The sequence below is a fragment of the Kribbella aluminosa genome (genome assembly GCF_017876295.1).
GTDB lineage: Bacteria > Actinomycetota > Actinomycetes > Propionibacteriales > Kribbellaceae > Kribbella > Kribbella aluminosa.
The window spans coordinates 3,295,827-3,308,443 of sequence record NZ_JAGINT010000001.1 but is presented as its reverse complement, the minus strand read 5'-3'; the positions used below and the strand labels follow the sequence as shown (position 1 = coordinate 3,308,443).

12 protein-coding genes are annotated in these 12,617 nt (G+C 70.9%); 6 read left to right on the top strand and 6 right to left on the bottom strand.

Annotation, left to right across the window (positions count from 1 at the left end):
- Positions 1-40: 40 nt before the first annotated feature.
- On the bottom strand, positions 41-535 hold the full coding sequence (locus JOF29_RS15835) for a hypothetical protein (protein WP_307863370.1): 495 nt from the start codon (positions 533-535) through the stop codon (positions 41-43).
- Positions 536-697: 162 nt separating this feature from the next.
- Between JOF29_RS15835 and JOF29_RS15830 the strand changes: the two genes are divergently transcribed.
- A complete protein-coding gene (locus JOF29_RS15830) occupies positions 698-1,492 on the top strand; it encodes an S-methyl-5'-thioadenosine phosphorylase (protein WP_209694958.1) in 795 nt (264 codons plus the stop codon).
- Positions 1,489-2,502, top strand: a complete 1,014-nt coding sequence (locus JOF29_RS15825; RefSeq protein ID WP_209694957.1) for an NAD-dependent epimerase/dehydratase family protein — start codon at positions 1,489-1,491, stop codon at positions 2,500-2,502. The genes JOF29_RS15830 and JOF29_RS15825 overlap by 4 nt, the downstream gene beginning before the upstream one ends.
- On the opposite strand, the gene JOF29_RS15820 is transcribed toward JOF29_RS15825, so the two are convergent.
- Both JOF29_RS15820 and JOF29_RS15815 read right to left on the bottom strand, forming a co-directional pair.
- Entirely contained in the window at positions 2,482-3,630 is a 1,149-nt protein-coding gene (locus JOF29_RS15820) for a sensor histidine kinase (RefSeq protein ID WP_209694956.1), read from the bottom strand. The two genes, JOF29_RS15825 and JOF29_RS15820, sit on opposite strands and share 21 nt — an antisense overlap.
- 12 nt (positions 3,631-3,642) lie before the next feature.
- Positions 3,643-4,338, bottom strand: coding sequence for a response regulator transcription factor (locus JOF29_RS15815; RefSeq protein WP_209694955.1), 696 nt, complete (start codon positions 4,336-4,338; stop codon positions 3,643-3,645).
- Between the two features lie 122 nt (positions 4,339-4,460).
- Here JOF29_RS15815 and JOF29_RS15810 point away from each other — a divergent pair, with 122 nt between their 5' ends.
- Genes JOF29_RS15810 through JOF29_RS15795 form a run of 4 tightly spaced genes read left to right on the top strand, consistent with a single transcriptional unit; the run spans position 4,461 to position 8,859 of the window.
- Positions 4,461-5,108 (top strand): glycosyltransferase family 2 protein, encoded by a 648-nt coding sequence (locus JOF29_RS15810; protein ID WP_209694954.1) that lies wholly within the window; start codon positions 4,461-4,463, stop codon positions 5,106-5,108.
- Positions 5,109-5,148: 40 nt separating this feature from the next.
- Positions 5,149-6,411, top strand: coding sequence for a DUF2064 domain-containing protein (locus JOF29_RS15805; protein ID WP_209694953.1), 1,263 nt, complete (start codon positions 5,149-5,151; stop codon positions 6,409-6,411).
- Positions 6,411-8,066 carry an MptA/MptB family glycosyltransferase gene (locus tag JOF29_RS15800; protein ID WP_486327222.1) on the top strand — a complete coding sequence of 552 codons (1,656 nt, stop codon included), beginning with the start codon at positions 6,411-6,413 and terminating at the stop codon, positions 8,064-8,066. The genes JOF29_RS15805 and JOF29_RS15800 overlap by 1 nt, the downstream gene beginning before the upstream one ends.
- Positions 8,011-8,859 (top strand): ATP-grasp domain-containing protein, encoded by an 849-nt coding sequence (locus JOF29_RS15795; RefSeq protein ID WP_209694951.1) that lies wholly within the window; start codon positions 8,011-8,013, stop codon positions 8,857-8,859. Before JOF29_RS15800 ends, JOF29_RS15795 begins: the two co-directional genes overlap by 56 nt.
- Here the strand turns inward: JOF29_RS15795 and JOF29_RS15790 are convergent.
- The 3 genes from JOF29_RS15790 to JOF29_RS15780 all read right to left on the bottom strand — a co-directional run bounded on the left by JOF29_RS15790 (position 8,856) and on the right by JOF29_RS15780 (position 12,575).
- Positions 8,856-9,113 carry a WhiB family transcriptional regulator gene (locus JOF29_RS15790; RefSeq protein ID WP_209694950.1) on the bottom strand — a complete coding sequence of 86 codons (258 nt, stop codon included), beginning with the start codon at positions 9,111-9,113 and terminating at the stop codon, positions 8,856-8,858. The two genes, JOF29_RS15795 and JOF29_RS15790, sit on opposite strands and share 4 nt — an antisense overlap.
- A 73-nt stretch (positions 9,114-9,186) precedes the next feature.
- The gene (locus JOF29_RS15785; RefSeq protein ID WP_209696150.1) at positions 9,187-10,623 is read right to left on the bottom strand and encodes a glycosyltransferase family 87 protein; all 1,437 of its coding nucleotides are present in this window, start codon (positions 10,621-10,623) and stop codon (positions 9,187-9,189) included.
- A gap of 44 nt (positions 10,624-10,667) precedes the next feature.
- Positions 10,668-12,575: a glycosyltransferase family 4 protein gene (locus JOF29_RS15780; RefSeq protein ID WP_209694949.1), complete on the bottom strand. Its 1,908-nt coding sequence runs from the start codon at positions 12,573-12,575 to the stop codon at positions 10,668-10,670.
- Between the last annotated feature and the right edge of the window lie 42 nt (positions 12,576-12,617).

Below are 12,617 nucleotides of genomic sequence, written 5' to 3'. Positions count from 1 at the left end.
CTCTCTCCCGCCCCGAGCGGAACGAGGGGCGGGAAAACGGCTAGCTGCCGTCTTCCAGTTCGATGGTGGTTGGTAGTGGGGCGTGGCCCGCGAGGCGGAAGCAGGTGACCAGGCGGCGGTGGCGTAGGTCGCGGGTCGACACCACGACGTCGTTGTGGAACCGGCGGGCCAGCTGAACGCGGCGCATCGCGAGGCTCAGCTCCCCCGCCCACGGCTCGATATCGGTGCCGGTGGCATGGATCGCCCGGGTCAGCGCGGACTCGGCCTGCTCGTGTGCCTCGACCGCGACCAGCGAGGCGGCGCGGGCCCGGTGTGCCGCGTCGAGCAGCAGCAGCGCCGACGCCGGGTCCAGAACCTCGCTGCCGGCCAGCTCCGCGACCAGCGCGGAACGCCGGGCAAGTTCGGTCTCCAGGGCGGCTCGGGCCAGCTCGACGCGGTGGTGCAGCCGGTCCAGTCGCCCCGCGGTCCAGCTCGCGTAGGCGCCGAACAGCAGCAACAAGGCCCCCACCGCGAGCAGCACCCAGGAGATCTCCACGGCCCCATTCGATCACCTCGCCCCCACCGTCTTTGAGAAGCTGCCAACCATTTCGCGACGGTCCGCCTGGTTGGTGGCTTCTCAAAGACGGCAGATTACGGAGCGCTGACGGTCCAGCCGGATCCGGTAGTCGTCGCGCCCGGCGGCACTAGCGTCGCTTCCATGGCTGATATCGGCGTACTCGGCGGATCCGGGTTCTACTCGTTCCTGTCCGGCGCGGAGCGGGTCGAGCTCGACACCCCGTTCGGCGCACCCAGCGAGGCCCCGGTGGTCGGGGACCTGGACGGCCGGCCGGTCGCGTTCATCCCGCGGCACGGCGCGGACCACCGGTTCCCGCCGCACCGCGTCAACTACCGCGCGAACCTGTGGGCGCTCCGCGAGCTCGGCGTACGGCAGGTGCTCGCTCCGTGCGCGGTCGGCTCGCTCAAGCCGGAGCTGACACCGGGCACGTTCGTCGTCCCGGATCAGTACGTCGACCGCACGTGGGGGCGCGAGCAGACCGTGTACGACGAGGTCGTGCACGTCGATGCCGCCGATCCGTACTGTCCCGCGGGTCGTGCCACGGTGATTGCCAGCGGCAACGTCGTACCGGAGGGCACGATGGTGGTGATCAACGGTCCACGCTTCTCGACCCGCGCCGAGTCCCGTTGGCACGCCGCGCAGGGCTGGTCCGTCGTCGGCATGACCGGCGCACCCGAAGCCGCGATCGCCCGCGAACTGGCACTCTGCTACACGTCGATCGCCGTCGTCACCGACCACGACGCCGGCGTGGAAACCGGCTCCGGAGTCACCCAGGCGGAGGTCTTCGAAGCGTTCCAGCACAGCATCCAGCGCCTGCAGCAACTTCTGCGGACAGTCATCCCCCAACTCGCCGGCCCCACCACCGACTGCCCCTGCCACCACACCCTCGACGGAACAGCCGTCGCACCAGCTGTCGCCGGAGGTGCTGTGCGATGAGGGTGCTGGTGACCGGCGGCGCCGGGTTTATCGGGCGCCATGTGGTGCGGGAGCTGGTTGGGGAAGGGCATGAGGTTGTCGTGCTCGACTCGTTTCGGGCGGACGTACACGCGAGCAAGCCCGAGCCACGGGACGGGTTGATCGTCGGGGATGTGCGGGACGAGCGGACGTACGACGGGATCGACACCGTCGTGCACCTGGCTGCGAAGGTCGGCCTGGGGGTCCGGCTGGACGACATCGACGACTACGTGTCCTCGAACAGCCTCGGCACCGCCGTACTGCTCAAGTCGCTCGGCGGTATCCGGAACCTCGTCTACGCCAGCTCGATGGTCGTCTACGGTGAGGGCCGCTACGACTGCGTCGACCACGGACCCGTGGCTCCGGGACCACGCCGTACGGACGACCTCGACGCGGGCCGGCTCGAGCCGCCCTGCCCGTACTGCGGCAAACCCCTGAGCCCCGGCCTCGTCACCGAGGACGCCGTACCCGACCCGCGGAACGCCTACGCGGCCAGCAAGCTCAACGGCGAGCACCTCGCCGCCACCTGGGCCCGTGAGACCGGCGGCCGGGTGACCGCGCTGCGGTTCCACAACGTCTACGGACCAGGCATGCCACGCAACACCCCGTACGCCGGAGTCGCCGCGATCTTCCGGTCCGCGCTCGAACGCGGCGAAGCACCCCGCGTCTTCGAGGACGGCCGCCAGCGCCGCGATTTCGTCCACGTCCACGACATCGCCACCGCGGTCGTCCGCTCAGCCGCCGCACTCCCCCAGCAGCCGGCGTTCACGGCGTACAACGTCGGCAGCGGCACGGTGACCACGATCGGCGAGGTCGCCGCAGAACTCGCCACGGCGTACGACGGCCCGCCGCCGATCGTCACCGGCCAGTACCGCCTCGGCGACGTCCGCCACATCACCGCCTCGTCCGACCGAATCAAGGCCGACCTCAGCTGGAAACCGACGTACGACCTGACGACCGGCCTGTCGGACTTAGCTGTGCACGGGTGGTAGATCGATCTCGAAGGCGCAGCCGCCGTCGACGTTGCTGACGGCAATCTTCCCGTCGTGGGACTCGACGACCCCGCGCGCGATCGCCAGGCCGAGGCCCCCGCCGCTTGAACCTGCAGCGGCTGTTTCAGGAGTGCGTTGCTCGTCGCCGCGCCAGCCGACGTCGAAGACGCGGTCCAGGTCGTCGGCCGGGATACCGCCGCAGCCGTCCGTGACGGCGAGCCGGACACGGCCGTCGGTCTCCCGATCGACCGCCAGCGTGACCGTCCCACCCGATGCCGTGTGCCGGATCGCGTTGCCGACCAGGTTGGTGACCGCGCGCGTCAGCTCGTCCGGATCCCCTTGGACGGCGAGCCGATCGTCGCCGCCCGGCGTCGACAGCGCGAGCTGTACGCCTTCCGCCCGCGCGTGCGCGTTGTTCTCCCCCGCGACGTCCTCCGCCAGCTCCCGCAGACTCACGGCGGACCGGCGGCGCGGGGGCGGCGCGGCCGACAACCGGGACAGTTCGAACAGGTCGTCGACCAGCCCGGTCATCCGGTCCACCGTCGACCGCATCTGCCGCAGCGCGCCCGGTACGTCGTCGATCACACCGTCCTCGAGCCCTTCCGACACCGCCCGCAACCCGGCCAGCGGCGTCCGCAGGTCGTGCGACATGAACGCGACCAGCTCCCGCCGGCTCGTCTCCAGCGCCAGCTCCCGCTCGTGCGACGCGGCGAGCTTCATCCGGGTCATCTCCAGCTCGTTCGTCAGCTCGGCCAGCTCCGCCGGCACCGCCCCGCCGCCGATCTCGGGCGCCTCGTACGACGTACCGAGATGCCGCAGCCGCCGCCCGACGTCCCGAGAGCCGGTGCTGATCCAGTGCCCGAGCAGGACCGACATCGCCAGCCCGAGCAGCGACGCGAACGCCAGCGTCCACAGCACCACCCACGAGTCGTGCTGCGAGATGAACATCGCCCGCACGCTCTGCAGTACGGCGGCCAGCGCGGCCACCATCGGCGCGAGCGCCACGACGATCATCGTGATCCGCAGCGACCGGCGCCGGAACCGCCACAGCACCACGGCCCCGACCACCCCCACCACCAGCGTCCACAGCGTGGTGAGGGCGAGGATCGTCGCCATATCCTTATTCATGTCCAGCCTTCATCAGGCGTCACCCGCGAACAGGTACCCGGTACGCGGCACGGTCAGCACCAGCTTCGGGTCCGACGGATCCGCCTCGATCTTCTCGCGCAATCGCCGTACGTGCACCGTGACCGTCGACGAGTCGCCGAAGTCCCAGCCCCAGACGCGCCGCAACAGCTCGGCCTTCGTGTACGCCTTGCCGGCGTGGGACACCAAGTACGCGAGCAGGTCGAACTCCCGGTGCGTCAGCGACAACTCCTCCTCGCCGAGGTACGCGCGCCGCGCCGCGGTGTCGACCGTGACCGGTCCCGCGCTCAGCTTCGTCGGTGTCAGGTCCAGCCCGGCCAGCCGCTCCTCACGCCGTACCATCGCCTGCACCCGCAGCGTCAGCTCCCGCGGGCTGAACGGCTTCACCACATAGTCGTCCGCGCCGACCTCGAGGCCGACCAGCCGGTCCTCCTCCTCGCCGCGCGCGGACAGCATGATCACCGCGGCGCCGTCGTCGGCCGCGCGCAACCGGCGCAGGACCTCCAGGCCGGACAGGCCGGGAAGCATCACGTCCAGTACGACGACGGACGGCTTCCACTGCTGCCAGACCTCGACCGCGGACAGGCCGTCCGCGACCACGCGGGCGTCGTACCCGGCCTTGGTCAGGTACGCCGAGACGACGTTGGACACGGTCGGGTCGTCGTCCACGACCAGCACACGAGTAGCCACGCCCCGAGCGTAGATCCTCCGCGCGGCCCGGAGCCGCACCGGCGCCGGAACGCAGTACGCCGTAAGCGACCCGTAGCCGAGTCGCGGCCCCGGCGGCACGGGTTCGTACTTACCGTCGAACCATGTCCGTCGATCTCGTCCTGCCGTGCCTGAACGAGGCGGCCGCCCTGCCCTGGATCCTCGAACGGCTCCCGGACGGCGTCCGCGCGATCGTCGTCGACAACGGCTCCACCGACGGCTCGGCCGCCGTCGCCGCCCGGCTCGGGGCGACCGTGGTGGCGTGCGAGGTCAAGGGGTACGGCGCTGCCTGCCACGCCGGGCTGGAGGCCGCCTCGGCGGAGGTGGTCGCGGTGATGGACGCGGACGCCTCGCTCGATCCGCGGCAGCTGGTGCGGGTGACGGCGCCGGTCGAGAGCGGTCGCGTGGACCTGGCCGTCGGGCGCCGGCGTCCGGTGTCGCGGGACGCCTGGCCGTGGCACCTGCGGCTCGCGAACGCGGAGCTGTCGCGGCGGATCCGGCGACGTACCGGTGCTTCGTTGCATGACCTCGGGCCGATGCGGGCGGCACGGCGTACGGCGCTGCTCGGGCTGGGGCTGACGGATCGGCGGTCCGGGTACCCGTTGGAGACGGTCGTCCGGGCGGCCGACGCCGGGTGGCGGATCGCGGAGGTGGACGTCGACTACCTGCCGCGCTCAGGGCGTTCGAAGGTCACCGGCACGCCGTTGGGCGCGGCGCGCGCCGTACTCGATATGTCCAAGGTGCTGCGCTGATGGCGCGACACCGCCCCGGCCGGTCACCGGGCTTTCGCTCATGACCGGGCCGGTGAAGGGCACGGTGATCGTGATCGCGAAGGAGCCCGTGCCAGGGCGGGTAAAGACGCGGCTGCAGACCGAGTTCACGCCGCGGGAGGCGGCGGCCTTGGCGCGGGCGTCGCTCGTCGACACGTTGAGCGCCGTACGGGCGACGGGCGCGCGGCGGGTGATCTCGTTGGAGGGTTCGCCGGGGTCGTGGTTGCCGGGCGGGTTCGAGGTGGTGGCGCAGCGCGGGGACGGCCTGGCGGAGCGGATCGCGGCGGCGTTCGAGGACGCGTACGACGGGTCGCCGATGCTGCTGGTGGGAATGGACACGCCGCAGGTGGCCCCGGATTTGCTCGGGTTCGAGTGGGGTGGGTACGACGCGGTGCTCGGGCTGACCGAGGACGGTGGGTACTGGTGTCTCGGGCTGCGTACGCCGGATCGCCGGGCGCTGGTCGGCGTACCGATGTCGACCGAGCACACCGGGCGGGATCAGCTGCGGCGGCTGCGGGCGCTGGGGCTGCGGGTCGGGATGCTGCCGACGCTGCGGGACATGGACACGCCGAAGGACGCGGCGTACCTCGCGGCCGAGTTCCCGGGGTTGCGGGTGTCGCGGTTGTACGCGCGGCTGCTGTACTCGGCGCATCCGGGGTTGCTGTTCGAGCAGGCGCTCGGCGGTACGGCGCGGGTCGTTGCCACGGGCATCGATGGGCGGACGGTGCCGTCGCTGTCGGAGCTGGACCGGTGGTCGGCGCCGGCGGACGAGGTGGACCGCCTTGCGCTGAGCCGGTGCGAGGGGCCGGTGCTGGACATCGGGTGCGGGCCCGGGCGGATCGTGACGGCGCTGGCGGAACGCGGGATCCCGGCGCTCGGGGTGGACGTGTCGCCGCGGGCGGTGTCGCTGACCACCTCGCGCGGGGCGGCCGCGCTGCATCGCCCGGTGCAGGAACCGCTGCCCGGTGAGGGACGCTGGGGCAGCGTGGTGCTGATGGACGGCAACATCGGCATCGGCGGCGACCCCGTCGACCTGCTCCGCCGCTGCGCCGAACTCGTCCGCCCCGACGGCCTCGTCCTGGTCGAGGTGGACCCCGACGACGACCTCGACGACAGCACCCCGATCATCCTCCACACCTCCACCGGCCGCCGCTCCACCCCGTTGCCCTGGGCAAGAGTAGGAGCCCGTACCCTCCTCCGCCACGCCCGCTCCACCCCCCTGCACCCCACCGAAGACTGGCGCACCCCCCACCGAGCCTTCCTGACCCTCCGCCGGACCGCCTGATGCCCACCACCCCCGACCCCCACCGCCTGGCCTCGTTTGAGGGGTTAACCCCCGAAACGGCCGGTCCTCCCCCCGTCATGCAACCGGCCAACCGGCAACCCGAGAGGTTAACCCCCGCAACAGCCCAACCACTTCCCCTCACCCCAACCGTCAACCACCCAACCCAGGGGCTAACCCCTCAACTGGCCGGTTCTCCCCCCGGCATACAAGGTGCCAACGGGCAAGCTCAGGGGTTAACCCCTGAAACGCCACCCCTGGAAGGGCGTGGCGGGTTTGGGGTTCGGGTTGCGGTGGTTGGGGCTGCGGTGGTTGCGGTTGTGGTGTGTGCGGTGGTGATTGGAATGGTGGGGCGGGGGTGGTGGGGGGATGGGGTGCTGGTGATGGGGGCTGCTGGGGTTGCGGGGTTGGTGTGGCGGTTTGGGCGGGGGTTGAGTTTGGCGGGTGTGGTGGTTGTGGCGGCGGCTTGTCAGGTGCCGGGGGTGTTGGAGGCGCCGATCACCAGTACGGATGCCTATCGGTACGTGTGGGACGGGCGCGTGCAACTCGCGGGGTATTCGCCGTACCGGTATGTGCCGCTCGACGACGCGCTCGCGAAGTTGCGGGATCCGGTCCTGTTTCCGGGGTTGTCGCCGAAGGAGCCGTCGGGGGTCAGCGGGATCCCGAAGGATCCGGCGCAGCTGCCGGTGGACGACGTGCGGACGCGGATCAACCGGCCGGGCGTACCGACGATCTACCCGCCGGTTGCGGAGGCGTACTTCGCCGCCGTCGCGCTGTTCACGCCCTGGTCGGCCGGCACCCTCGGGCTGCAGATCGCGGCCGCGCTGATCGCGATCGCACTCACCTGGCTACTCGCCGTACAGAGTCCCCGCTGGGCCGCCCTGTGGGGTTGGTCACCGATCGTCGCCCTCGAAGCCGGTAACGCGGCCCACGTCGACGTCCTTGCCGCGCTGCTGATCACCGCCGCCGTGATCGCCACCGCACGCCGCCCACGGCTCGCCGCGATCCTCCTCGGTGCGGCCGGCAGCGTGAAGCTCCTCCCCCTGCTGCTTCTCCCCGCGTTCCGCCGCCGCCGACCGATAGTTGCCCTGAGCACCTTCATCGCGACGTACGTCCCGCACCTGCTCGCCGTCGGCACCCTCGTACTCGGCTTCCTCCCCGGCTACCTCAACCAGGAAGGGTTCGACGACGGCAGCTCCCGATCGGCGATTCTCGCGCTCCTGCTGCCTCCTGGGGCCCGCCAGCTCGTCGCCGCGGTCCTCGCGATCGCCCTCGCCGCAGTCGCCTTCCATCGCACAAAACGCGACCCGATCGCGCTCACCTGCTGCTGGCTGTACGGCGCCGCGCTGCTGATCGCCACGCCGACGTACCCCTGGTACGGCCTCCCGCTGATCGCCCTCGCCGCACTCGCCCGGCGCCCGGAGTGGATCGCCGTACCGCTCGCCGCCTACCTCGCCTACGCGAGCTACGGCCACGACACCCGCCAGGGCCTGGTCTACCTCGCCGCGGCCGCCGTCGTTGTCAGCGCCGTCACGATCCGTCACCGTTTCGTTGCCGAATCAGGTTTGACCGCACCGCCCCTGCGCACGAACACTGGCGGGCGTGACGAAACGCATCGCCCTCGCAACCTCGGCCGAACTCGCCGGGCTGCACCCTGACGACCGCCCGCTGCTCGACGCGCTGCGGGCGCACGACCTCGAGCCGGTGGTCGAGGTCTGGACCGACCCGTCGGTCGACTGGTCCGCGTACGACGCGGTCCTGCTGCGCACGGTGTGGGACTACTTCCAGCTGTACGCCGAGTTCACCGAGTGGCTCGCCCAGCTCGACAAGGCCGACGTACCGGTGCTGAACGACACCGGACTGGTCCGCTGGAACAGCGACAAGCAGTACCTGCTCGAGCTCCGCGAGCGCGGCGTGTCCATCGTCCCGTCGCAGGTCGCCGCAGGCGCGTTGCTGCGCGAGGTCGTCGCCGGGCTGACCGGCCGGCAGATCGTGATCAAGCCGACGGTGAGCGGCAACGCCCTGCACACGGTCCGTGGCGTCGCAGGCTCCCCCGAGCTCGAGCAGACGCTCGCCGACCTGCCGGACCTGGTGTACCTGGTGCAGCCGTTCGTTCCGGAGATCCAGTCCGAGGGTGAGTGGTCGCTGCTGTTCTTCGACGGCGAGTTCAGCCACGCGGTCGTGAAGCGCCCCGCGGACGGCGACTACCGGGTCCAGGAGTCGTACGGCGGCCAGACCGCCCTCACGGACCCGCCCGCCGCCGTACTCGAGGGCGCGCGCGCCGCCCTGACCGCCTCCGGCCCGGCTCCGGTCTACGCCCGGGTCGACGGCGTCGTGGTCAACCACAGGTTCCTGCTGATGGAGATCGAACTCATCGAGCCGTCCCTGTTCTTCCAGCAGTCCCCCGCCGCCGTCCACAAACTGGCAGCCGCAGTCGCCGGACGGCTCTAACTCGCAGCTGACTCCGGGTGGCCCCGGCGACGCCCGTAGAGGAGGGTTTCGCCGGCGGCCGTTCCGGTGTACTTCGTTCGCCGCGCCCATTCGCGGCACTCCTCCAGCACCGGGCACGACCGGCACAGCTCGCGCGCCTTGGTCTGCTCCCAGCGCGACGCGGTCTCGTCGTACGCCGGCGCCTGGCCGATACACGCGGCGCGGCTCATCCAGCGGTCGGCGGGATCCACGATCACGGTCAGCGTCGGCCTCATGACACCGACGGTAGATCGCCGCGGACCCCGCCCAGCCTTTGTCTCGAAATATGATCTAGTTAGTAGACATTCATCAGGCGGTCGCGAGCGCCCGTGACCCGACGCCGTCCGACGGGTCGTCGACCAGGTCACCCTGCCGGACCGGGTCCTTCTCCGGGAGCAGGATGTCGCGGGCGACCACCAGCATCAGCCAGAGCGTGCCGGCCATCCGCAGGAGCACCGAGAACCAGTAGATCCGGTCCGGCACGTTCGGATCGCCCGGTTGCAGGAACTGCGCCAGATGCATCCACACCAGCATCCAGTAGAAGCATTCACAGGCCTGCCAGATCAGCCAGTCCCGCAGCCGCGGCCGCGCCAGCGCGACCAGCGGCAGCAGCCACAGCACGTACTGCGGTGAGTAGACCTTGTTGATCAGCAGGAACGCCGCCACCACGAGGAACGCGAGCTGTGCGAACCGCGGCGGCCGCGGCGCCATCAGCCCGAGGATCGCGATCGACAAGCAGAGCCCGGCGAAGATCACGAGGTTCAGCTGGTTGACGTCGGCGACCTCGTGCTTGGCGAGCTTGAGCACGTACCAGATCGAGCCGTAGTCGCTCTCCCGCTGGTCGTTGAACTGCCAGAACGACAGCCACTCGTTCTTCGCCAGCAGGTAGATCGGCGCGTTCACCAACCCCCAGGCGACCGCCGCCGCGATCGTCGCCTGGAACCACGACCCGAGCTTCCGGCCACGCAGGCACACGATCAGCAACGGCCCGAGCAGCAGGAACGGGTAGAACTTCGCCGCGGTCCCGAGCCCCAGCAGTACGCCGAACCAGATCGGTTTCCCGCGCGACCAGGCCCACATCGCCCCGGCCGTCAACGCGACCGCGAACAGGTCCCAGTTGATCGTCGACGTCAACGCCAGCGCGGGTGCCGCGGCGACGTACAGGGCGTTCAGCGGCTGCCCGCGGGCCGCGCCCGGGCGGGTCGCGACGCCGCGCGCGGTGGCGACTGTGAGACCCACGATCAGCAACGCACACAGGAACAGCATCACGGTGTTGACCACGAAGAACACACCCGCCGCGTCGCGCTTCTGCTCGACGGTGATGTCCTGCTTCGGGTCGCCGGTCATCAGCCAGGTGATCTGCGCCGCGACCTCCATGAAGCCGCCGGTCAGCACCGGGTACTCCAGGACCGGGTAGTTACCGGTGTCCAGGAACGGCCGGTTCCCCTCCGCGAAGCCACGTTCCTGGTAGAGGAACCCGATGTCGGAGTAGCAGAGCGCCTTGAACGGCCGCCAGCTCTGCCGGTCCCAGCCGGACTCCATGCACGGCGCCTTCTGCAGGACGCCGAGGCCGAAGGTGATCGTGCAGACGGCCAGCGCGATCCGCAGCGGTGTCCACCACGACGAACTCAGCCGGGCGAACCGGCCGGACGGCCCACCGAGCCCGACAGTCAGGCCGGCGATGGCCGGATCGGCCTCCGACGGCGTCAGCGCGAGCTCGCGTTGTGGTCCGGTCACGGTCGGCATCATCTCCTATCGGCTCACCTGGCGACAGGCCGGGTCCCGGCGTGTCACTCGGCCAGGAAGGCCCGGAGCACTTCGGTCCCCGCGGGGCCTGCCGGCAACCACCGAGTGCCGGTGACATCGTCCGCGATGACGCGATCGGTGACGAAGACGGTTCCGCCGTACGCCCTGGCCTTCCGGCGGACCTGTTCCCGATCGACGCGTCCGTACACGACGACCGCGTGCTTGACCCGGGCCGCCGCGAGCAGCGGCAGGTCGGTCACCAGTTGCTCGCTCTCCAGCATCGACTGCCAGTCCTCCATCAGCAGATGCGTGATGCCGTCCAGGTCGCGCAGCGTGACCTTCTCGCGGATGCTCGCGACCGGGCCGAGCTCGCGGGCCCACACCTCGGCCGCAGCGGCGCCCATCGGCCCGATCACCAGCTTGGCCGGCTCCTCCGCGCGCTCCGGCGGCCCGGCCAGCTCGGCGTACAGGTCGCGCAGGTGACCGGCCTGCGCCTCCCAGGACATCTCCTTGCGCAGCCCGGGATCCGTGGTCCGCTCCCGGTACGCCGCCGGGTCGCGCTGGATCCGCAGTACGGCGGCCGCCAGGTCGTCCGGGTCCTCGACCGCGAACACCTCGCCGATCCCGGTCTTGCCGACGAACTCCACCAGCGTCGGCATGTCGCTGGTGACGACAGGCAGACCGGCGAACGTGTACTCGAATACCTTGTTCGGCAGGGCCATCTCGTGGCTCGGGTACCGCAGGATCGGGATCAGGCCGATGTCGGCGGTACGCAGGAACGGCACCACCTCAGAGGTCGGCACCGGATCCAGGAGGTGCACCCGGTCGGCGACGCCCAGCTCGGCCGCCTGGTCCCGCAGCTCCGCGACCGGGCGCGTCCCCGCGTGCGGTACGCAGACCACGGCCAGGTGGACGCCCGGCAGCGACGGCAGCGCCGCGACCGCGGTCTCGACCCCGCGCGCCCGGGTGATTCCACCGCTGTAAACCAGCAGCGGTACGTCGTCCGGAAGCCCGGCCGCAGTCCGGATGTCGGTGGCGGACCTGGCGTCCGTGGACAGCTGCGGACTGTTGATCACGACGGTCGGCTCGCGGTCCAGCTTGTACTTCGTGTGCAGCGTCCGCGCGATCTCCGGGCTGACCGTGACCACGCGGTCGACGGTCTTGATGTACTCACGCTCGTGCTGCGCCCAGGCCGCGATCGTGCGCGGCGTACGGCCGCCGTACTCCGACAGGCCGGCGACGTACTCGTGGGCGTCGTAAACGACCTTCACGGTCCGCCGGCGCAGCGCGGCCCGGCCGGCGGCGCGGGATGCGACACCGATCACGTGCATGTCGTGGGCGTGCAGGACGTCCGGATGCAGGTCGTCGAGGATGTCGGCGAAGATCGCCTCGTAGTCGTCCGCCTCGGGGATGATCGAACGCCAGTTCACCATCCCGCGCCGGGCCGGCAGCCAGCCGTCCCACCACTGCCAGAGGTCCGAGGCCTTCCGGCTCTCGTAGTCGGTCAGCCACGCCCCGGACGACAACGCCGTCTGCGCCAGCTGCCAACGGCGGCGGCGTACGGCGCGAGCGACCCGTCCGGCCTGGAAGCCCACCCGCCCGATCGTGCCGGAGCGGCGGCCGGCCAGTGCCCGTCCGGACTCTGCCCGCAGGTCCGCGACCCGCGCCGCGATCCGGGCCGAGCGCGCCGGGTCCGCCTGGACCCCGAGCAGCCGCCGGCTGCGGCGCTCGAACCGCCGCCGGTTCCGCTCGTCGCGCAGCACGAACCGCCCCGGCAGCCGGATCATCACGACCCCGCCCTCGATGGTGTCCACCAACGTACGCCCGGCGGTCGTCACGCCGAGCAGGGTCACCCGGTAGCCCGCCTTCCCCAGAGCGACGGCTTCCTTCAGTACCCGGGTGTCGTTGGTGATGTCGTTCGCAACGAGCATGACGACATGTGGTCCGCCCACTCACACTCCTGAAACTTCAACGGGACACCGGCTGTACGGTGG